The sequence below is a fragment of the Streptosporangium fragile genome, from assembly GCF_039534445.1.
Taxonomy (GTDB): Bacteria; Actinomycetota; Actinomycetes; order Streptosporangiales; family Streptosporangiaceae; genus Streptosporangium; species Streptosporangium fragile.
This window is the reverse complement of sequence record NZ_BAAAVI010000015.1, coordinates 43703-65878: the sequence shown is the minus strand read 5'-3', so window position 1 is coordinate 65878 and position 22176 is coordinate 43703. Positions and strand designations below refer to the sequence as shown.

General features: G+C 72.8%; 14 protein-coding genes. 8 read left to right on the top strand and 6 right to left on the bottom strand.

Translation table 11 applies throughout. From position 1 onward, the window contains the following. Positions 1-6: 6 nt before the first annotated feature. Both ABD841_RS12535 and ABD841_RS12530 read right to left on the bottom strand, forming a co-directional pair. Positions 7-618: a hypothetical protein gene (locus ABD841_RS12535; protein WP_344970819.1), complete on the bottom strand. Its 612-nt coding sequence runs from the start codon at positions 616-618 to the stop codon at positions 7-9. A 628-nt stretch (positions 619-1246) separates the two neighbouring features. After that, positions 1247-2008, bottom strand: coding sequence for a PP2C family protein-serine/threonine phosphatase (locus ABD841_RS12530; protein WP_344970945.1), 762 nt, complete (start codon positions 2006-2008; stop codon positions 1247-1249). Positions 2009-2236: 228 nt separating this feature from the next. Between ABD841_RS12530 and ABD841_RS12525 the strand changes: the two genes are divergently transcribed. Then, the gene (locus ABD841_RS12525; RefSeq protein ID WP_344970817.1) at positions 2237-3820 is read left to right on the top strand and encodes a peptide chain release factor 3; all 1584 of its coding nucleotides are present in this window, start codon (positions 2237-2239) and stop codon (positions 3818-3820) included. A gap of 117 nt (positions 3821-3937) precedes the next feature. Beyond that, the gene (locus ABD841_RS12520) at positions 3938-4918 is read left to right on the top strand and encodes a Gfo/Idh/MocA family protein (RefSeq protein ID WP_344970815.1); all 981 of its coding nucleotides are present in this window, start codon (positions 3938-3940) and stop codon (positions 4916-4918) included. A 176-nt stretch (positions 4919-5094) separates the two neighbouring features. On the opposite strand, the gene ABD841_RS12515 is transcribed toward ABD841_RS12520, so the two are convergent. After that, positions 5095-5703: a hypothetical protein gene (locus ABD841_RS12515; RefSeq protein ID WP_344970813.1), complete on the bottom strand. Its 609-nt coding sequence runs from the start codon at positions 5701-5703 to the stop codon at positions 5095-5097. Between the two features lie 139 nt (positions 5704-5842). Between ABD841_RS12515 and ABD841_RS12510 the strand changes: the two genes are divergently transcribed. Beyond that, a complete protein-coding gene (locus ABD841_RS12510) occupies positions 5843-7705 on the top strand; it encodes a hypothetical protein (protein ID WP_344970811.1) in 1863 nt (620 codons plus the stop codon). A 151-nt stretch (positions 7706-7856) separates the two neighbouring features. Then, positions 7857-9842, top strand: coding sequence for a S1 family peptidase (locus ABD841_RS12505; RefSeq protein ID WP_344970809.1), 1986 nt, complete (start codon positions 7857-7859; stop codon positions 9840-9842). A 183-nt stretch (positions 9843-10025) separates the two neighbouring features. On the opposite strand, the gene mscL is transcribed toward ABD841_RS12505, so the two are convergent. Then, entirely contained in the window at positions 10026-10454 is a 429-nt protein-coding gene (mscL, locus tag ABD841_RS12500; protein ID WP_344970807.1) for a large conductance mechanosensitive channel protein MscL, read from the bottom strand. Positions 10455-10828: 374 nt separating this feature from the next. Here mscL and ABD841_RS12495 point away from each other — a divergent pair, with 374 nt between their 5' ends. The 4 genes from ABD841_RS12495 to treZ all read left to right on the top strand — a co-directional run bounded on the left by ABD841_RS12495 (position 10829) and on the right by treZ (position 20276). Then, the gene (locus ABD841_RS12495) at positions 10829-14050 is read left to right on the top strand and encodes an ATP-binding protein (RefSeq protein ID WP_344970805.1); all 3222 of its coding nucleotides are present in this window, start codon (positions 10829-10831) and stop codon (positions 14048-14050) included. 159 nt (positions 14051-14209) lie between these two features. After that, positions 14210-16315, top strand: coding sequence for a glycogen debranching protein GlgX (gene glgX / locus ABD841_RS12490; RefSeq protein WP_344970804.1), 2106 nt, complete (start codon positions 14210-14212; stop codon positions 16313-16315). Then, on the top strand, positions 16308-18557 hold the full coding sequence (treY, locus tag ABD841_RS12485) for a malto-oligosyltrehalose synthase (protein ID WP_344970802.1): 2250 nt from the start codon (positions 16308-16310) through the stop codon (positions 18555-18557). The genes glgX and treY overlap by 8 nt, the downstream gene beginning before the upstream one ends. Before the next feature lie 3 nt (positions 18558-18560). After that, positions 18561-20276: a malto-oligosyltrehalose trehalohydrolase gene (gene treZ, locus ABD841_RS12480; RefSeq protein ID WP_344970800.1), complete on the top strand. Its 1716-nt coding sequence runs from the start codon at positions 18561-18563 to the stop codon at positions 20274-20276. Positions 20277-20425: 149 nt separating this feature from the next. Here the strand turns inward: treZ and ABD841_RS12475 are convergent, their stop codons facing one another. Together ABD841_RS12475 and ABD841_RS12470 are read right to left on the bottom strand one after the other, a co-directional pair. Then, the gene (locus tag ABD841_RS12475) at positions 20426-21463 is read right to left on the bottom strand and encodes a YbgA family protein (protein WP_344970798.1); all 1038 of its coding nucleotides are present in this window, start codon (positions 21461-21463) and stop codon (positions 20426-20428) included. Next, positions 21460-21984, bottom strand: coding sequence for an RNA polymerase sigma factor (locus ABD841_RS12470; protein ID WP_344970797.1), 525 nt, complete (start codon positions 21982-21984; stop codon positions 21460-21462). The genes ABD841_RS12475 and ABD841_RS12470 overlap by 4 nt, the downstream gene beginning before the upstream one ends. Positions 21985-22176: the final 192 nt, after the last annotated feature.

Here is a 22176-nt window from a genome sequence, read left to right as displayed (position 1 = left end):
CCTCGGTTAATGACGATCGGGGTCGAGTTCCGCGTCGTACGGCATCACCCAGAAGAATTCGCCCGGGGAGTCGTAGGCGAAGATCAGGGCGGTGCTGCCGGCGGCGAAGACGTCGTCACCGGTCTGACGGACTTGGATGAGCGCGGAGGACCCGTCCGGGGAGGTGACCTCGGCCTGGCCGAAGTCCTTGCCGACCCGGGTCGTGCGGATGACGCACATGCGGCCCACGAAGTCGGCGCGGGAGGGGACGCGCTCCTTCGGGGTGAGACGCCGCAGTGCCGGAACGATCAGGCGGGTGCAGGCCCAGGCGCAGAGCAGCGCCACGAGCAGCACTCCGACGAGAGCTGGGGTGCCGGTGAACAGGACGCCGCCCACGAGGCTGGTGAACCAGGCGACGACGACCAGCAGCGAGACGACCACCGCGACCGGGACTCCGCCGAGTCCCAGACTGCTCAGGAGGCCGCCGGCCCCCGTCGCCTCGGCCGCGTCGGTGTCGATGTCACCGTCGATCCCGACCGCGCCCACCACGACGAGCAGCCAGTACGCGATGATCACCAGCAGCAGGAACGTGAACAGGACGGTCGGAAAGGCCAGCGCGGCATCGACGAACTGCGCCATAGGCGTGTGAGGTCCCCCTGCTGGTGCGTTTGACCGTGCTCCCCCAAGCACGTGTTCATGACTATATACAGGTAAAGAACGATTAAAGGGGAAAGTTCCCAAAACCCGGAAAATAGTGAAAATTCCCTGCTGACCTGCGGGTTCCCGGGGGCGCGGGCGCGGTCACCGGGAAGGGGGCGGGGCTTGAGGGGCCGGAGGCGGAAGGATCCGGGAGCCGGGGAGGGGCGTCGGAGCCGGGAGGGGACGCGCGGTGATGATCTGGGCGGCCGGGGACGGCCCGGCGCGGAGGAAGCGAGGACCGGGGGCGGGCGCCGGCGCTTCCGCCCCCGGCTTTCCGGGACGGGAAGGTGGGGGGCGGGATGGTCAGGCCGGCTGAGTGATCATGATGGCGAGACCGATCAGGATCACGACGGGGATGAGCCACACGACGGCCTCGATGGCGAATTCCTTGTACACGGATCCCTCCGGAGCGGTGATCGGTGAGGAGCTCGGAAACCCGACGATAACCGTTGCCTCCCCGCCCGGCCAGGACCCGCGGTCTGCCACGACAGACCGCGGGTCCTGGCCGGGCCGGGCGTCCCCGGACACGCCGCGGCCCGTCGCGGCGGTCCGGCGGGCCGGTCGCCCGCTACGACGGGTTGGCCGAGCCGACCACCACCGGGGCGTCCACCAGGGGCCCCTCGACCACGTCGGCGACCACGCACGTGATGTTGTCCGGTCCACCGGCCTCGCAGGCGAGCCGGATCAGCTCCCGGGTCACCTCCTGCAGGTCGTCGACCTCGGCGAGCACGTGGCGGAGCCGCTCGGCGTCGACCACCCCCGACAGCCCGTCGGAACAGAGCAGGTAGCGGTCGCCGACCTCGGCGTCGCGTAGCGACAGGTCGAGTTCCATGTTCTCGCCGCCGTCGAGGACCTGGAGCAGGATCGACCGGTGCGGGTGCCTGGCGGCCTCCTCGGCGGTGATCCGGCCGTCGTCCATCAGGGTCTGCACCAGCGTGTGGTCGTAGGTGATCTGGTAGAGGTCACCGTTGCGCAGCAGGTACGCCCGCGAGTCGCCGATGTGGGCCAGGGCGACCCGCGAGCCGTTCCAGAGCATCAGGGTCAGGGTGGTGCCCATGCCGGTCAGCGACGGGTCCTCCTCGACCAGCTCCCGCAGGCGCTGGTTGGCCTTGCGGACCCCGGCCTCCGCCGCGGCGGCCAGGTCTCCGGGGCACTCCTGGTCGAGGGAGGCCACGGTGGCGATCGCCGCGGAGCTGGCGACCTCGCCTCCCACGTGCCCGCCCATTCCATCCGCGACGGCGAGGAGCCGTGGGCCGGCGTAACCGGCGTCCTCGTTGCCTTGCCGGACCCGGCCGACATCGGAACCTGCCGCATAGCGCAGGGTGATCATCTGCACACCACTGGATCGTCGAGTTGCACGAGATAGCCGCTTTCGTACAGTCGGGACAGGCGTAGGGCGGATCGAGGTGTCCCACAATCCACTCAACACCATGGTGGCGCAAGCGGTCTGGGGAAGTGTTGCCGCATCTGTTGACAGCCGTGGTGGCGCGTAAGCTGTTTTGGCGCCCCGCACAGTGCCGGGAGTTCCCCACCTTACGCATCCCTAGGAGACGAGGAAATGGCCGCGATCATTCAGGAGGCGGCACGCCGTCGTACGTTCGCGGTGATCAGCCACCCCGACGCGGGCAAGTCGACCATGACGGAGGCGCTGGCGCTGCACGCCTCGGCGATCAGCCAGGCCGGCGCGGTGCACGGCAAGTCGGGCCGCCGGGGCGTGACCTCCGACTGGATGGAGATGGAGAAGGCCCGGGGAATCTCCATCACCTCCGCCGCGCTCCGCTTCGAGTACCGCGACCACGTCTTCAACCTCGTCGACACCCCCGGTCACGCCGACTTCTCCGAGGACACCTACCGGGTGCTGGCCGCCGTCGACTGCGCGGTCATGTTGCTCGACGCGGCCAAGGGCATGGAGCCGCAGACCCTGAAGCTGTTCGAGGTCTGCCGGCACCGCCGCATCCCCGTCATCACCTTCGTCAACAAGTGGGACCGGCCCGGTCGCGAGGCGCTGGAACTGCTGGACGAGATCGAGGAGAAGACCGGCCTGAAGCCCACGCCGATCACCTGGCCGATCGGGACCGGCGGCTTCTTCCACGGCGTGGCCGACCGGGTGGCCGACCGGATCGTCCGCTACACCCGCACCCCGGGAGGGGCCACCAAGGCCATCGAGACCGAGCTCACCCCCGAGCGGGCCCTGACCGAGCTCGGCGGCGACTGGGAGCGGGCCAAGGACGAGATCGACCTGCTCTCCGCGATCGGCGCCGACCACGACCAGAAGGCGTTCGAGGCGCACGAGGCGACCCCCGTGCTGTTCGGGGCCGCGTTGTCCAACTTCGGTGTCGGCCGTCTGCTGGACGCCATGGTCGACATCGCCCCCTCCCCGGCGCCCCGCCCCGACGCGGACGGCGACCCGCGACCGCTGGAGGAGCCGTTCTCCGGGCTGGTCTTCAAGGTGCAGGCCAACATGGACCCCGCGCACCGCGACCGCATCGCGTTCGTCCGCGTCTGCTCCGGCAGGTTCGAGCGCGGCATGGTGCTGACCCACGCGGCCACCGCCCGGCCGTTCGCGACCAAGTACGCCCAGTCGGTCTTCGGCCAGGAGCGCGCCACGATCGACGAGGCCTACCCGGGCGACGTCGTCGGCCTGGTCAACGCCAGCGCCCTGCGTCCCGGTGACACGCTCTACGACGGCTCGCCCGTCGAGTTCCCGAAGATCCCGAGCTTCGCCCCGGAGCACTTCTCCGTCGCCCGCGTCCGCGACTCCAGCCGGTCCAAGCAGTTCCGCAAGGGCATCGAGCAGCTCGACGCCGAGGGTGTGGTGCAGGTGCTCCGCTCCGACGTCCGAGGCGACCAGGCGCCGGTGCTCGCCGCGGTGGGACCGATGCAGTTCGACGTGGTCAAGCACCGCATGGCCGCCGAGTTCAGCACCGAGATCACGATGGACCGGCTCGACTTCGGCATCGCCAGGCTCACCGACGCCGAGTCGGCGCCGATCCTGGCCCGCCAGCGTGGGGTGGAGGTCTTCACCCGTTCGCAGGACGGGGCGCTGCTCGCGCTGTTCACCGACGAGTGGCGCATGCGCGGCGTGATGCGCGACCACCCCGGTCTCGTGCTGCACGCCCTGCTCGCCGACACGCGCGGCTGACCGCCGGGCGCGGGAACCTCGGTCACCCCGGGTGGGGCCGCGCCGGACGGCCGGACGCGGCCCGATACGGGGCATTCGGCGCTTCCGGACGACCGGTTCATGGTGAGATGTGTCCTTATGAGTGCGATTAAGTGGGGAATTCTGGCGACCGGTGGGATCGCCGCCACCTTCACCGAGGACCTGAAGCGCCTGCCGGACGCCGAGGTGGTCGCGGTCGGATCCAGGTCGACGGAGTCGGCGCGGGCCTTCGCCGACCGCCACGGCATCCCCCGGGCCCACGGCAGCTGGGCCGAGCTGGCCGCCGATCCCGACGTGGACATCGTCTACGTCGCCAACACCCAGAACGCCCACTACGACGCCGTGCAGACCTGCCTGAACGCGGGCAAGGCCGTGCTCTGCGAGAAGGCGTTCACGCTCAACCGGGCCGAGGCCGCCAAACTGGTCGACCTCGCGCGGGAGCGGAACCTGTTCCTGATGGAGGCCATGTGGACGCGGTGCATCCCGGCCATCCGCAAGATCGTCGAACTGGTCGAGGGCGGTGCGATCGGCCCGGTCAACACCGTCCACGCCGACTTCGGCATCTCCGTCTCCGTCGGGCCCGACCACCGGCTCCGCAACCCGGAGCTGGGCGGCGGCTCCCTGCTCGACCTGGGCGTCTACCCGATCTCGTTCGCCCACCTGTTCCTGGGCGCCCCGGACCGGGTGCAGTCGTGGGCGCGGCTGACCCCCGAGGGTGTGGACGACAACACCGGCGTGCTGCTCGGCTACGACCGGGGAGCGGTCGCGCTGCTCTCCTGCGGTCTCGCCACCCACAGCCCGGTCACCGCGTCGATCTCCGGCCCGCTCGGCCGGATCGAGCTGCCGCACCTGTTCTTCCGCCCCGACACCTTCACCCTGCACCGCACGGAGGGCGAGCCCGAGACCTTCCACGTCCCCTACGAGGGGACCGGCATGCTGCACGAGGCGGTCGAGGCCATGCGCTGCCTGCGTGAGGGCTCGATCGAGAGCCCGCTGGTGCCCTGGGAGGCCACCCTCGACGTGATGGGCATCATGGACGAGGTCCGCGCCCAGGTGGGGGTCCGCTTCCCCGGCGAGTGACCGGCGGGCCCCGCCGGATCCCCGGCGGCCGGTCGCCCGCGGAGCGCTTTACCCGGCCGGACCGCCGGCCGGGTCCGTTCCGGCCGGCGTCCGGAGGGGCGACCGGTCGTGTTCTCCGGCGAGAACGCCGGGCCCGGCCGGCGGTCCGGGCCGTCGAAGCCCAGGGTGGCGAAGGCTCAGACCCGCTGCCACTCGTGGCGGTCCAGGAAGCCGCGCCCACCGGTGGCGTACTCGGCGAAGGCCTCCCGGACCGCCTCCAGGCCGGGCACGTGCGTGCGGAACATCTGGTTCCGCCGGCTGTCCTTGTACTCCAGCTCGTAGCCCCCGGGCTCGGGGGAAGCCTGGACGAAGTGCTCGCCGAAGACGACCAGCGCGGTGAACGGGTTGTCCGGGGACATGGTGGCCAGCGCGTCGGAGACGAGCCGCAGGTCGGGGTCGGCCAGCATCATTCCGTCGCCCGTGTGCATCTGCATCCCGGGGTAGGCCCCGGTGGGCCCGAGGTTGTGCACCAGCCGGCGCTGCGGGTCGTAGCAGACCAGCCCGCACTCCCGGGCCAGCGCGAAGACCACGCCGGCCACCTCGTCGGCCCGCTCCGGCGCCACGGCGACCACGGCGTGGGCGGGGGAGGGCCGCTCGGCCTCGGGCAGCCGCGCCACGAACGCCGCCACCCCCGGGTGCGCCGCCGCGGCATCCGCCTCTCCACGGCGGAGCGCCCGGTAGACGTTCTCCGCGTGTTCCTTGGTGATCGGCTCGGGCTCGTGCCAGACGGCCAGTTCGAAGTTCACGGTCTCATCGTCCTGTGGGTGATTTTCTGGGCTAAATGGACGCTTTCCCAACATCGCCGCTCTCCGACGGCTTCGCGGTTCTACCATTCGCGAAGCGTGTCGTGTCGATTACCCGAAGTGATCGGACTGGAGGGGTGTCGTGCCGCGGTCCATCAGGGGCAATCCCGCCCTCGCCCGACCGTACCGGGACCTCGTCTGGCTCGCCTACCTCGCGCTGCCTCCGCGCGGCCACGACGAGCGCCGCATGGCTCTCGCGCACCGCATGGTCACCAGAGCCATGCTGGCCGGCAGCGGTGGCGTCGGCGCCGGTGGCAGCGGCGACACCGGGAGGGGCGAAGACGGCGACGGCCTCGACGGGCTCCGGCGGGAGGTGCTGCGTCGCGCCCTGCGCCACCGGCCCTGGCACCTGCCGGTCCCGGGCACCCGGATCGAGGTCATCCCCGCCGCCGTCCGCGGCGGCGACCCCGCCTTCGGCGCCGCCCTCGACCGGCTGCCCGCCCCCGCCCGTGCCGCCTACGCTCTCTCCCGGCTGACGGGGCTCGCCCCGGAGGACGTCCGCGAGGTACTGGCCGAGGGGGGTGTCGGCGAGGCCGTGGCCGCGGTCGCCGCGCTCGCCGCGGTCGAGGAGAGGTTCGGCGGGTACGGCGCCCCCTCCGCCGACCCCACCGTCGCGCGCGTCTACGGCCGCCTCACGGCCGTCCGCCCGCGTCCCCTGCTGGTCGGGGCCGCCTGCCTGGCGCTCCTCACCGGAGGGTGGCACGCGCTCGGCCTGCACGGCGGTTCCCGGCCCGCCGGCGGCGAGGCGTCCGGCGCGGCCGCACCGGCGCGGCCGCCCCACATCCGGAGCGTGCCGCCCGGCACCTGGCGCGCCACCACCCAGCTGGACCTGGCGGCCTGGGAGGCCCGCGGCGGGCTGCGCGGTGACCGGCCACTGCTCGACCGGGCGCTGCGCGCCTGGGCCGCGCCGGGCCCGCTGCGGACCCGGCACCTGCACCGGGCCCCGGCCGGGATGCCGGCCGCCGACATCCAGCTCCTGTACGCCGGGGAGGTCGACGGTGTCCGCGTCGTGCTGCTGCGCGATCCCGGCAGGGTCGCCCGATACACCGAGTCCGGCGGCGTGCGCTCCCTGGAGGCCTTCCCCGAGCCGAAGACGGTGGCCGACGCCGCGGCCCCGCTGAAGCTCCGCACCTCGCCCGCCGGCGCCCGCTACCTTCTCCCACCCTGGGTCGAGGAGGTCTCCTCCGCCCCGCTGGGCCACTCCTCCCCGTCGTGGCGGCGGATCCGGGTCAAGGACGGGGTGACCTCCTCCGTCCCGGCCTCCGCCACACCGGGCTGCTGGCGCGGCCCGGTGCTGAGGCTCCGGGCGCCCGCCGTCGCGCAGGGCAGGCCGTACACCGTGGTCGACCTCGGCTCCCTCGCCCTGGGCGTCATCCGTTACGAGCCCCCGCCGCCCGCTCCGGTCCGCCGCGCCGGCCCGCACCACCTTGACGCGACGACCGCGGGCTTCGCGGGCTGGGCCCACCTGGGGTGCGCGCTCCGGCGCCCGCGTACCGAGGTCCACGCGGCCACGGCCTGGGAGTTCTGGGCCGGAGCCCTGCCCGAGGGCGCCAGGGGGCGCTGGATGTGCGCGCGCTTCACCTACGCCGACGGCACCAGTGCCTCCCGGGCCGTGCTGTTCGTCACGACCCGCCGCGGTACCACCGCGCTGCCCACCGGCGGGGCCGACGACACCTGGGACTGCAGCCGCCTCCGGCGCGACCTGGTCTCCGGCACCTGGTGGCGGGGCCCGTCAGGCCGCTGGCGCTACCTGGCCGCGGGGAGCCGTCGCGTGACCCGCATCCGGGTGACGGGCGCGGGCGTCACCGGTCGTCTGGCACCGGGCCCGCTCGTCGCCGTCGCCGGCCCGGTGGGCGGCTCCGCGCCCGCCTCCGCCGTGGTCCTGGAGGGGTTCGACCACCACGGGCGGAAGGTCCCGGTGTTCCAGCGTCAGAGCGGTCTCTAATGATTTCCAAGTCACAGACAAGTGCGGCGGCGCACACTCCCGTCGTGGGGCGTCCTCGTAAGGAGGGCCTGCCAAGGACGGGGTGGTGACAATGCGTGGACCATGGGAACGGCCGGCGCGGTCGGGGGGAGTGACACGGACGCGGCGGCCGGTGCGCTCGGAGCATCCGGCGGGTCTGGCACGTTCGGGGCGTTCACCGGATTCGGCGCGCCAGGGGCGGCTGCCCGGCCTGGCGCGCCTGGCGCGGAGAGCGGCCGTCGCGGCGGGGGTCGCGGCCACCCTGGTCATGGGCTCGCTCGGGGGAGCGTGGGCCGACCCGGGCAAGCCGGACGAGACGCGCGACATCGCGGTGGGCACCAAGCTCGCGGCCAGGACGCACCCGGCGGTGCACCTGCTCAGCCTCGACTACACGGCCACGGTGACGGTGCCGACCGCCGGCACCCGCAAGGCATTCACCGCCCTGTACGACAAGGCGGCCAAGCACGCCCGGAAGGGCCGCATCCCCAGCGACCGGCGGAGCATGGTCAAGTGGGTGTTCCAGCAGGTCGCCGCGGACGTCGACCGCTACCTGAGCGTCGCCAAGCCGGTCCGCTCGGTCGAGGCCACGGCCGGCAGCTGGTGCACCGGCTGGTGGATCACCCCCGACGGTTACATGGTCACCGCGGCGCACTGCGTCGACACGACCGACGCCGAGCTGCGCGCGTACTTCGCCGCCCAGTCGCTCACCGACGTCAACGCCAGAGACGTCAAGGCCCTGCTCAAGCAGCTCATGGGCTCGGTCGAGCCCGACAAGGAGCTCACCGAGCTCGTCCAGAAGGTCTACACGACCTTCAACACCAAGCACATGGAGGTCAAGAACCTGAAGCAGTCGCTTGACGTGATCTTCGCGCTGCCCGGCGGCGGGATGGATCGGACCGCCAAGCGCCTGCCCATCAGGCTCGTCGCCAAGGGGACGGTCTACCCCGGCAAGGACCACGCGCTGCTCAAGCTCGACGGCGCGCGCAACCTGCCCGTCATCACCCTCGGCACCGACGGGGACGCGCAGGTCGGGGACGTGCTGTATGTCAACGGCTTCCCCGGGCTGGTGACGAACGCCACGTTCGTCAGCCTGGAGACGAAGCTGTACCCGGCGCTGACCGAGGGCGCGTTCAACGCCCGCCGGGAGACCGACCAGGGCGTGCCATACATCCAGGCCCAGGCCCCCTCGTATGGCGGCAACTCCGGCGGGCCGGTCTTCAACGCCGACGGGAAGGCGATCGGCATCCTCGTCGGCGGGCTCCTCAGCGACCTCGGCGAGTCCCAGGAGAACCAGAGCTGGATCCTGCCGGTCGGCGTGCTGCGCGAGTTCCTCGCCGCCCAGCAGGTCGTCGCGGCTCCGTCCCCGACGACCGTCATCTACGACCGCGCCCTGGACGACTTCTTCGCCGACCGCCACACCGCGGCGCTCGCGGGTTTCCGGCAGGTCGCCACGCTCTACCCGGCCCACCCGTACGTGGCCCAGTACATCGCCGACAGCCAGGAGGCCATCGCCGCGGGTCGCGACCGCACCCCGCCCTCCCAGGCCCCCGTTCCGGGGGCCGTCGGGACCCAGTCCCCCGCTCCCGGGACCGCCGCGACGGCGGCGCCCTCGGCCGCGGGTCTGCCTTCGCCCACGGTCCTGCCCTCGAGTGCCCCGGCCTCCGGCCTGTCGGCAGTCGGCGCCCCCCTGGCCCCCTCCGGGACGGCCGCCCCCACGGGCGCGGCTGACCCCACCGCCGGTTCGGGGGGTGACACGACGTCGGGGGGTGACACGGCCCAGGCCGACGCCGGGGCCTCCGCCGCCCCTGCGGACGACCCGGCGAGGACCCCGGCCGCCGACGACGACCCCGTCTCCCCGAACACCGTCCCGGTCTCCAGCGGCGAGACCCTGATGAGCCCCCTCATGTTCGGCGTCGTCGGCGGATCGCTCCTGTTCGCCATGGTGGCCCTGAGCATCGGGGTCTCCACCGCCCGCCGCCGGAGGCTCCGCCGGACCCAGGCGGCCCTGAGTTCCTTCCCCGCCCCTCCGTCCTTTCCCACCTGGAACAACTCGCAGCCGCCGACCCGGCCCGGCGGGCAGTCCAACTTCCCGAATCCCCCCTGGCAGTCCCGGAGCTGACCTCTCACGAGAAGGCCCGGCCCGACCGGGCCGGGCCTTCGCCCGAGCGGCCGGCGGGGGCGTGGTTCACGCCGGGGCGCCCGGCGGGCAGGCGGGTCCGTCTTCCGGAGTCGTGACGGCCGCCGGGTGAGCGCGCCGACGGGTTCCGCGCCATCCGTCTCTCTGTCCGTCTCCGTCCGGCGGTCACGCGGGCGGTTTCTCGCCGGCCGGGACCCGGGACAGTTCCGCGGTGCAGAACGCGCAGCGCCGGGCGTCGACGGGGATGTCGCTCAGGCACTCCGGGCATTCCTTCTCGGTGGCCTTCTTGTCCCTGTCGAAGAAGGCGATGAGGCGGGTCATCGGCATCACGACCAGCCAGTAGACGACGGAGGCGATGATCACGAAGCTGATCAGGTGGTTGACGAAGTCGCCGTACTTGAATTCGGCGCCGTTGACGGTGAACGCGTACTGGGAGAAATCCGGCCCGCCACCTCCGGTGACCGCCGCTAACAGCGGTGTGATGAGGTCTTTGACCAGGGCCTGAACGAGGCCGCTGAATGTCGCCCCGACGACGACCGCCACGGCGAGTTCGACGAGGTTTCCTCTCAGCAGGAACTTCTTGAATCCACTCATCGCATGCGTTCTCCCCTCGTGAGAACGCTGGCACTACCCGGGTGTCCGGGCTCAAACGTCTGCCGTGTGACCACCCGCGCCCCTGGAAAGCCGAAAAAATACTCAAATGCCTATAAAAGGCATATTTTTCTATATTTAATACGAATCGGCGATGAATCGCTTGGTGATCGAAGAAGGCGGCAGTTGTCATCGGCGCACGTCGGGGCGGAGGGAAGTCGTGCCCTGACGGGGGCCTCTCAACCCCGAGGTGAGGGCTCGGGCCCGCGGCGGGGGAGACCCGCGGCGGGGGCGCGGGGGCCGCGCTGCGGGCGCGAAGACCGCGGTGGTGAGGGCGAGGGGTTACTATCGGCCAGATTCGCGAGCGAGGTGGCCGGATGGACTTTCGTGTGCTGGGGCCGGTCGGAGTCATCGCCGGGGACGGGACGGTGCTGGACGTCGGCCCTTACCAGCAGCGGGTGGTGCTGTCCCTGTGCATCCTCGCCGCCCCGCGGCCGGTCGCCCCGAGCAGGATGATCGACGCGCTCTGGGGGGACGAGGCCCCTCCCGGGGCGCTGAACACCGTCCAGGCGTACATTTCCAAGCTCCGCCGCGTCTTCGAGCCCGGCAGGCGGCGGAGCGCGCCCCCGACGATCCTGATCGGCGGGCCCGGCGGCTACGCCCTGGACGTCGCGGAGACCGCGGTCGACCTGGGCCGGGCGCGGGCGCACGCGGCCGAGGGCAGGCGCCTGGCGGCGGCGGGCGACCACGGGGGAGCGGGCCGGGAGCTGCGGCTGGCACTCCGGGAATGGCGCGGGGAGCCGCTGACGGACTTCGCGCAGACCGCCTGGGCGGAGGAGGAGGCCGCGCACCTGGCCGAGTTCCGGCTGACGCTGGAGGAGGACCTGGCCGCGGCCGACCTCGCGCTCGGCCGGGGCGCCGCGCTGACGGGCGGGCTGACCCGGCTCGTCGGCGCGCACCCCTTCCGGGAGCGGTTGCGCGTGCTCGCCGCCCACGCGCTCTACCAGGCCGGGCGGCAGGCCGACGCGCTCGGCGTGCTCGCCGAGGGGCGCAGGCGGCTGGTGGAGGAGCTGGGGCTGGACCCCGACCCCCGGTCCCGGGAGATGGAGCGGCGCATCCTCGCCCAGGATCCCGCGCTGACGCCCAGGCTCCAGGCGGAGGCCGGGGCGCGGGAGGCCGCCCCGCTGGTGGGCCGCCGGGCCGAGACCGAGGCGCTGGAGACGGCCGTCGCCGGCGACGGACACCGGGTGGTGCTGCTCGCCGGTGAGCCCGGCATCGGCAAGACGAGCCTGGCCGAGCACGCGGCCCGGGTCGCGCGGTCGCGAGGCCACCGGGTGGTGTGGGGGCGCTGCTGGGACGGTGCCGGCGCGCCTCCCTTCTGGCCGTGGACGCAGGCCGTGCAGGACCTGGTCGGCAGGGACGGCGAGCTGGCCCAGCTGGCCGGGGCCGGAGCCGGGCAGTTCGAGCTGTACGAGGCGTTCGCCCGGCTGCTCAACGAGCACGGGCGGGTCGTGGTCGTGCTCGACGACCTGCAGTGGGCGGACACCTCCTCGCTGCGGCTGCTGGAGTTCCTGGCCGCCACCCGGCTCTGCCCGGAGCTGACGGTGATCGCGACGTACCGGGACACCGACGTGCGGCGGGGCGGGGCGCTGGAGCACGCCCTCGGCGCGCTGGTGCGGCTGCCGCACGTGCGGCGGCTCCCGCTGCGCGGGCTGGCCGAGGAGGAGATCCGCGAGTACCTGGGGCGGGCGGGCGCCGACCCCGGCCGGGCCGCGGAGATGAGCAGGCTGACCGCGGGCAACCCGTTCTTCCTGGGTGAGGTGCTGCAGCTCGGCGAGACCCCCGAAGCGCTGTCCGACGTCGTGCGGGGCCGGATGGCGGGCCTGCCACCGGACACCGAGGAGGTGCTGACCGTCGCGGCGCTGCTGGGCCGCGACGCCGACACCGGCATCCTCCTCCGCGTGGTGGGACTGCCCGAGGAACGGGTGCTCGACATCCTCGACGCCGCGGTGGGGGCGCGGCTGCTGGCCGAGGGCGCCGGATCGACCTGCCGCTTCGTCCACGACATCGTCCGCGACGTGCTGCGTGAGGCGCTGCCGCCGCTGCGGCGCAGACGGCTGCACGTACGGGTCGCCGAGGTGCTGGAGGAGCGGACCGGGACGCGCCTGACCGAGATCGCTCACCACTACCGCGAGGGCCTGCCGAACCCCCGGACGACGGGCAAGGCCATCGGCTACACCCGGCGCGCGGCGGCCCAGGCGATGGCGCAGTTCGCCCCCGAGGACGCGGTGGAGAACCTGGAGAGGGCGCTCGCCCTGCTCGACCGGCTGCCCCGGTCGGACGACGCGCTCCGCTGCGATCTCCTTCTCGACCTGGCCGAGGCGCAGGCGGCGGCGGGGATGAGCCTCGCGGCCCACGCCTGTTTGGAGGCCGCCGCGGGGATCGCCGAGGAACTCGGCGACGACAGCCGGCTGGCGAGGGCGGTGCTGGGCTTCTCCGACCCGATCCACCTGGCCATGTACGAGGAGATGACCGGCATCGACCGGCTGGCCGAGCGCATCGGCCGGGTGCTCGCCTCGGACCTGGCCGAGGACTCGCCGTGGCGGGCCCGGTTGCTCGCCGCCGCCGCGCTGACCGGCTCGACCGGCCGGCCCGTCGGGCGCAGCGTGGAGATGGCGGCGGAGGCGGTGCGGCTGGCCCGCCGGACCGGCGACGACCGGACCCTGTCCAGGGCGCTCATCGTCCAGGAGATCCTGCTGCGGTCCGACCACGACCACGCCCGCAGGCGCGCGGTGGTCGACGAGATCGTGGAGATCGGCCGCCGCACCGGCGACCTGGCCACCGAGTGGATCGGCAGGGAGAACGAGTACGTCGAGCTGAGCGCCCAGGGCGCCGCCGGGCGCGCCGCGGAGCTGCTGGCCTGGCTTCGCGCGACCGCCGAGCGGCTCCGGCTCCCCTCGCTGGTCAGCCTGGCCGCCTGGCAGGCCGCGGTCCACGCCTACCTGACCGGGCGTTTCGCCGACGCGCTCACCGCGGCCGACGAGTCCGCCGCGGCCTACCCGGAGGGGGTCCTGGGCCGGGGAGACGCCCGGTTGCGACGTGAGACGTTCCGCTTCCTGCGGTTGCGGGCGGACGGCAGGGCGGGCGAGGCGCTCACGCTGGCCGAGGAGATGCTCGCCCACCGCCCCGGCCAGCGGCCCTGGCGGATCCTGCGCTGCCTGGCCCTGCTCGACCTGGGCAGGGCGGGCGAGGTGCGGGCGGTCTTCGCCGAGCTCGCCGGCGACGACTTCGCGCCGATCATCCCGGACCTGGCGTACCGGTTCATGCCGGACGCCGTCAGCGAGATCTGCGCCGCGCTCGGCGACAAGGCCGCGGGGAAGACCCTGTACGCCGGGCTCACCCCGAACGCGGGCCGGCTGCTGGGCTGGTCGCTGACGGACCTGTGCCTGGCGCGGCTGGCCCTGCTCGGCGGCGACCGGGACCGGGCGGCGGCCCACCTGCGGGCGGCCGAGGAGTTCGCCGGCCGGGCGGGGACGCGCGTGTACGACCCGGCCCTCCGCGCGCTGGCGGAACGGCTCCGGGACGGCGGCGCGGGCTGACCCGCGGGCCCGGGGGCCGGGACGGCGGCGCGGGCTGACCCGCGGGCCCCGGTCAACTCCCGGCATTCACCTGGTCCGAATTCACCGAAGCGCCACGTGGAGTGTGTGCATGACCAGGAAAACATCGGGCATATTTGTCCACCGCTGAAGGGCGGTGCAATGATCGAGATCTGGCCGGGGGATCCCTACCCGCTGGGGGCCACCTACGACGGCGCGGGAACCAACTTCGCGCTCTACACCGAGGCCGCTGAACGCGTCGAGCTGTGCCTGTTCGACGAGGACGACAAGGAGACCAGGGTCACCCTCACCGAGTGCGAGGGGTTCGTCTGGCATGGCTACCTGCCCGGGGTCGGTCCCGGGCAGCGCTACGGCTACCGCGTGCACGGCCCGTACGACCCGCCGCGGGGGCTGCGGTGCAACCCCGCCAAGCTCCTGCTCGACCCCTACGCCAAGGCGATCGAGGGGGACGTGAAGTGGGACGAGGCGGTGTACGGCTACCGCTTCGGCCAGCCGGACAGCCGCAACGACGCCGACTCGGCCGCGTTCGTGCCCCGCTCCATCGTGACCAACCCGTTCTTCGGCTGGGGGCACGACCGTCCGCCCGCCACGCCGTACCACAACACGGTGATCTACGAGGCGCACGTCAAGGGCCTGACCGTCAACCATCCGAAGATTCCCGAGCGGATCCGCGGCACCTACGCGGCGATCGGGCACCCGGAGATCATCGATCACCTCACGGCCCTCGGGGTGACGGCCATCGAGCTCATGCCGGTGCACCAGTTCGTCACCGACCACGTCCTCACCGAGCGGGGACTGACGAACTACTGGGGATACAACAGCATCGGGTTCTTCGCCCCGCACAACGCCTATTCGAGCACCGGCCAGCGCGGCGGCCAGGTGCTGGAGTTCAAGGCCATGGTCAAGGCGCTGCACGAGGCGAACATCGAGGTCATCCTCGACGTGGTCTACAACCACACCGCCGAGGGCAACCACCTGGGCCCGACGCTGAGCATGCGCGGCATCGACAACCAGGCGTACTACCGCCTGGTCGAGAACGACCGGCGCTACTACATGGACACCACGGGCACCGGCAACAGCCTGTTCATGCGCTCCCCGCACGTGCTTCAGATGATCATGGACTCGCTCCGCTACTGGGTCATGGAGATGCACGTCGACGGGTTCAGGTTCGACCTGGCCGCGACGCTGGCGCGCGAGCTGCACGAGGTCGACCGGCTGAGCGCCTTCTTCGACCTGGTCCAGCAGGACCCGGTGCTGTCGCAGGTCAAGCTGATCGCCGAGCCGTGGGACGTCGGCCCCGGCGGCTACCAGGTCGGCAACTTCCCGGCCCGGTGGACCGAGTGGAACGGCAGGTACCGCGACACGATCCGCGACCTGTGGCGGGGCGAGCCCGCCGCGCTGCCCGAGTTCGCCTCCCGGCTCACCGGCTCCAGCGACCTCTACCAGGACGACAGCCGCCGCCCGGCCGCCTCCATCAACTTCGTCACCTGCCACGACGGGTTCACGCTCCAGGATCTCGTCTCCTACAACAGCAAGCACAACGAGGCCAACGGCGAGAACAACCGGGACGGCACCGACGACAACCGCTCCTGGAACTGCGGCGCGGAGGGGCCCGCCACGCTGGCCGTCGAGTCGCTGCGCGAGCAGCAGAAGCGCAACTTCCTGACCACGTTGTTCCTGTCCCAGGGCGTGCCGATGATCTCCCACGGCGACGAGTTGGGCCGCACCCAGCGGGGCAACAACAACGTGTACTGCCAGGACAACGAGCTGAGCTGGGTGGACTGGTCCGACGTCCGGGAGAACTGGCTGCTGCTGGAGTTCACCCGGCGCCTGGCCAAGCTCCGCGCCGACCACCCGGTCTTCCGGCGGCGCCGTTTCTTCTACGGGCGGCCGGTGCGCGGCTCGGGGGACAACCTCAGCGACATCGCCTGGCTCACGCCGAAGGGGGAGCAGATGACCGACGCGGACTGGAACGTGGGGTATGCCAAGTCGCTGGCCGTCTTCCTGAACGGCGAGGCCATCACCGAGCCCGACCGCCGTGGCCGGAAGATCACCGATGACTCGTTCCTGCTGCTGTTCAACGCCCACCACGACGTCATCAAGTTCACGCTGCCGAAGGACTACGGCGAGATGTGGCTGACGGAGATCGACACCGCCATGCCGATCACGGTGGAGAGCCGGGTCTGCCGGGCGGGGGAGAGCGTGCCGGTGGTCGGCCGTTCGGTGAGGGTGCTGCGCCGTGTCTGAGTCCGCTTCCCCCTCGCCCCTGCGGTACCCGGCGCCGCTGTCGACCTACCGCTTCCAGCTCACCCCCGACTTCGGCTTCGACCGGGTGGCCGAGCTCGCCCCGTACCTGCGGGACCTGGGGGTGAGCCACGTCTACCTGTCGCCGATCCTGCAGGCGGTGCCGGAGTCGCGGCACGGCTACGACGTGGTCGACCACTCGCGGGTCCGCGCGGAGTTCGGCGGGATCGAGGGGCTGCGGGCGCTCTCGGCGACGCTGGCCGAGCACGGCATCGGCGTCGTCGTCGACATCGTGCCCAACCACATGACGATCCCGGTTCCGGAGTCGGGCAACGCGCAGCTCTGGTCGGTGCTCAAGGACGGCCCGGCGTCGCCGTACGCGCGGTGGTTCGACATCGACTGGGCCGGCGGCGGCGGCAAGGTGGACATGCCGGTGCTCGGCGGCGGCGAGCCGGTGCCGGACGGCGACGTGCTGCGCTACTACGACCACGAGTTCCCGCTGCCCGACACCCACTACCGGCTGGTCGACTGGCGCCGGGGGCCCGGCTACCGGCGGTTCTTCGACGTGTCCTCGCTGATCGGGCTCCGGGTGGAGGACCCGGAGGTGTTCGACGCCACCCACGCCGTCATCCTCTCCCTCGTGGAGGAGGGGGTCGTCCACGGCCTGCGGGTGGACCACCCCGACGGGCTCGCCGAGCCGCGCGGCTACCTGGCCCGGCTCCGCGAGGCGTCGGGCGTGTGGATCGTGGCGGAGAAGATCCTCGTCGGCGACGAGCGGCTGCCCGCCGACTGGGACTGCGACGGCACCACCGGCTACGAGGTGCTCAACCGGATCACCCGGCTGTTCGTCGACCCGGCCGGCGAGCGGCCGCTGCTGGAGCTGTTCGCCACGCACACCGGCGTGCCGCACGACTACGCCACCGTGGTCCGCGAGTCCAAGGCGGAGGTTCTCGCCCTGTTCTTCGGCGCCGAGATCGACCGGCTGCACGCGTCCGTCGGCTCCGACCGCCAGACGCTGGTGGAGCTGCTCGCCGCGATGCCGGTCTACCGGGCCTACGTGGTACCGGGGGAGCCGGTGCCCGAGGAGTCGGCCCGGATCGTCGAGGAGGCGGGCCGGGTCGCCGCGGAGCGGCTGCCCGAGGGGGCGCCGGTCGGGGAGGTCGTCCAGCGGGTGCTGACCGGCCCCGCGGACGCGGTCACCCGCTTCCAGCAGACCTGCGGCCCGGTGATGGCCAAGGGGGTGGAGGACACCGCCCTGTACCGGTGGTACCCGCTGTCGTGCCTGAACGAGGTGGGCGGCGAGCCGGACCGGTTCGGCCTGCCGGTGGCGGAGTTCCACGCGTCCTGCCGGGAGATGTCGCCGAGCACGATGACGACCCTGTCCACGCACGACACCAAGCGCTCCGAGGACGTGCGGGCCCGGCTGGCCGTGCTGTCGGAGCTGCCCGGGGAGTGGGCGGCGGCGGTCGGCGAGTGGTCGTCGAAGGTCTCCTTCGACCCGGCGCTCGACTACCTGGCCTGGCAGAACCTCATGGCCGCCTGGCCGATCGACCCGGACAGGTTCTTCGACTACCTGTTCAAGGCGGCCCGCGAGGCCAAGACCTCGATCTCCTGGGTCACCCCCGACCCCGCCTACGAGCGTGGCCTGCGTGACTTCGTCGAGCGGGCCATCGGCGAGTGCGGGACCTCGATCGCGGAGTTCGCCGCCAGGATCGAGCCGTACGCCCGGTCCAACTCGCTGGGCCAGAAGCTCCTGCAGCTGATGATGCCGGGCGTGCCCGACGTGTACTGGGGCAACGAGACCACCGACTTCTCCCTGGTCGATCCGGACAACCGCCGCCCGGTGGACTTCCCGCGGCGCCGCCGGCTGCTCGCCGAGACCGAGGCGCGGGCCGGCGCGGGGGCCGGCTCCCCGGCCGCCGGGGGTGGCCTGTCGTGGGACGCCGCCAAGCTGCTGGTCACCACCCGGGCGCTGAACCTGCGCCGGCGGCTCGACCCGGCGGCGCCGTACCTCCCGCTGGAGGCCGACGAGCACGCGGTCGCCTTCGCCCGCGGCGACCGGGCGGTGGCGGTGGCCACCCGGCTCCCGGTCGGCCTCCAGCGGCGTGGCGGCTGGGGGAACAGGACGTTCACGCTGCCGCACGGCAGGTGGCGGGATCTGCTGACCGGCGCCGAGCACACCGGCCGGATCCCGCTGGCCCACCTGCTGGCCGTTCACCCTGTCGCACTTCTGGAAAGGGACTAGCCGATGTTCGAGGTCTGGGCGCCGGGGGCGACGACGGTCGACGTGGAGATCGGCGGGGTCCGCCACCCGATGTCGGCCCGGCCGGGCGGGTGGTGGTCGGCCGAGGTGCCCGGGGCCGGGCACGGCACCGACTACCGCTTCCGGCTGGACGGCGGCGAGCCGCTGCCGGACCCGCGGACCCGCTGGCAGCCGGAGGGGATCTTCGGGCCGAGCCGGGTCTACGACCACGACCGGTTCGAGTGGACCGACGACCTGTGGCGGGGACGGGACCTGCCGGGCTCGATCATCTACGAGCTGCACATCGGCACCTTCACCCCGGAGGGCACCTTCGAGGCGGCCATCGGCAAACTGGAGCACCTGGACGCCCTCGGCGTCGACTTCGTCGAGATCATGCCCGTCCCCCCGGTGCCCGGTGGGCGCAACTGGGGCTACGACGGCGTGGACCTGTGGGCCGTCACCGACAACTACGGCGGTCCCGACGGGCTCAAGCGCTTCGTGGACGCCTGCCACCGGCACGGGCTCGGGGTGATCCTCGACGTCGTCTACAACCACCTCGGCCCGTCGGGCAACTTCCTGGCGCCGTTCGGCCCGTACTTCCACTCCACCGCCTCCTCCTTCTGGGGCCAGGCCGTCAACCTCGACGGGCCCGGCTCCGACGAGGTACGCCGTTACTTCATCGGGAACGCGCTGCAGTGGCTGCGCGACTACCACATCGACGGCCTGCGGCTCGACGCCGTGCACGCCCTGCACGACAGCCGGGCCGTCCACTTCCTGGAGGAGCTGGCCGCCGAGACGGACGCGCTCTCGGCGGCGGTGGGCCGGCCGCTGACCCTCATCGCCGAGTCGGACCTCAACGACCCCCGGCTGATGGCCCCCCGCGAGGCCGGCGGGTACGGACTGGCGGCGGCCTGGAACGACGACGTCCACCACGCCCTGCACGTGGCGGTGAGCGGCGAGCGGCACGGCTACTACGACGACTTCCACGGGGCCCTGCCCAAGGTGCTGACCCGGGCCTACTACCACGACGGCACCTACTCGTCCTTTCGCGGGCGCTCCCACGGACGCCCGGCGGCGCACGTTCCCGGCTACCGGTTCGTGTGCTGCGTCCAGAACCACGACCAGGTCGGCAACCGGGCCGAGGGCGACCGGCTGGCGCCCGAGGCGCTGCGGCTGGCCGCGGGGCTCCTGCTGACCTCGCCGTTCACGCCCATGCTGTTCATGGGGGAGGAGTGGGGGACGCGCAGCCCGTTCCTGTTCTTCACCGACCACGTCGAGCCGCAGCTGCGCGAGGGCGAGGCCGACCGGCGGCGGCGGGAGTTCGTCGGCTTCGGCTACGACGACTGGGCGGAGAAGGCCCCCGACCCGGGGGACGAGCTGACGTTCCTGCGCTCGAAGCTCGACTGGAGCGAGCTGGACGACGATGCCCACCGGGCCCACCTCGACTGGTACCGGGCCCTGATCGCGCTGCGCCGCGCCCACCCCGAGCTGACCGACCCGAGGCTCGACCGGGTCCGGGTGGACCACGGCGAGTCCTGGCTGGTGGTGCACCGGGGAGGGCTCCGGGTGGCGGCCAACCTCGGCCCGATCCCGATCAGGGTGACGCTCGCGCCCGGCCACGTCCTGCTCGCCTCCGATCCGGCGACGACGCTGGACGGGGCGGAGCTGTCGCTGCCGCCGCGCTCCCTCGCCGTCGTGCGGCTCGACCGTCCCGGGGCGTGACGCCCGGCGGAGCCTGATCAGGCCTGCCCGGCCTGCTCATGGCCCCGCCCGGCGTCGATCGCGGCGGTTCGCTCTGCGGCCGTGCGGCGCCGTGGCCGTCGACGCGGTCGCTGTGCGGTGAGTCACCCTACCAAGACGCGGCCGGCGATTCAGCGGGGGACGTGGTTGCGCAGCCTGAGCTCCTCGGGGTACGGCGAGAAGTAGGTCTGGTCCCGTACGTACTCCGCGGCCTCGCCCCGGGCGTGGTGGCGGAGCAGGGTCACCGGCACGCTGAGCGGGACCAGGCCCGCCCGGTAGGAGGCGATGACCTCCGCCAGGTCGGCCCGCCGGGCCGGGTCGAGCGCGTCGCGCATCATGCCCGCGCAGTGCTGCAGGACGTTGACGTTGCGGCCGATGGTGGCCTTGCCCGCGAGCGCCGTGGCGAACACGTGGGCGTACCGGGTGGCCACCTCGTCACGGGGGAGCAGGCCCGCCCGGGCCACCACCCGCCCGGCCTCCCGGTAGGCGACGGGGTCGTGGGCCAGCAGCTGCATCTTGTGCCGGGCGTGGAAGGCGACGAGGTCGCGGGCCCGCCAGTCGCTCCGCAGCAGCGCCCGCAGCCGGGCGTGGGCGAAGATCCGTTCCACGAAGGTCTCGCGGAGCAGGGCGTCGTTCAGCCGCCCTTCGTCCTCCACGGGCAGCAGCGGGTGCGCGTCGAGGATCACGGCCGCGAACACCCCCCTGCCCCTGCGGTCGACGGCCGTGTCGCCCTGGTAGATCGGGATGCCGTGCACCCCGCAGCTGGGGCTCCTGGACTTGAAGACGTATCCGTCCACGTCGAGGCCGCTCGCCCGCTCGGCGGCCAGGGCCGTCATCCGCGCGGTGAGGTCGGCCCGGGTCTTCCTGGTGACCAGTCGCGGTCCGTCGGGCGAGCGCTCCAGGCGGAGGGTCTCGCGCGGCGTGCCGAGGCCGATCTCCATCTCGGGGCAGACGCGCACCCAGTCGACGTGCGGGTCCAGCTCCCCGCTGAGGAACCGGTCGCGGCTGTGGCCCCCGTTGAACCGGACGAGATCGCCCACCAGGCAGCCGGACACCGCGACCCTCGGGCGCGCGGTCCGGTCGGCGCCGTCCCCGCGGCCGCCGGTGTCGCGGGGATCGCGGACGTCGCGGGTGCCGTCGGCGTCCGGCCTGACCGCCTGGGCGTTCATGCCGCGGCCGGGGTGAGGAGGCGCGACAGGCGGCGCAGGCCGCGGGCCGTGCGCGCCTTGACGGTGCCGAGCGGGACGCTGAGCTTCTCGGCGATCTCCCGCTGGGTCAGCTCGCCGTAGTAGGCCAGCTCGATCGCCTGTCGCTGCGCCTCGGGCAGTTCGGCGAGCGCCCGCCGCACCTGGTCGCGCTCGGCCATCCCGTCGCCGACCTCCCGGCCGTCGGAGCCGGCGGGGTCGGCCACCGCGTCCAGCGGGACCGTCTGGGGCGTGCGCACCCGCAGGTGGTCGACCGCGCGCTTGTGCGCGATGCCGAGCATCCACGCGGGGAGGCTGCGGGCCGGGTCGAAGCGGTGGCGCGACCGCCAGATCTCGGCGAACACGATCTGCTGCAGGTCTTCGACATCCTGCGTCGGGATGAACCGCCGCAGGTAGGAGCGGATCAGGGATCCGTGGACGCGGAAGCACTCGGCCAGGGCCGCGTCGTCGCCCTCGGCGAGCCGGGTGTTCAAGCTGTCTGCCATGGTGACTCCCCTTGCCGAGAAAACCTACTCAAAACTTATTCATACTCCTCGGCTTCGGGGCGCGCAACCGTTTGGGGCCTTCCACGTCGCCCGGGTGCGGGGTGGCGACCCGGGAGAAGGGGCCGGGGCGGGGGCGGGGTGGCGATCCGGGCGGGTGAAGGGGCCGGTGCCGGGGGTGCGGTGGCGATCCGG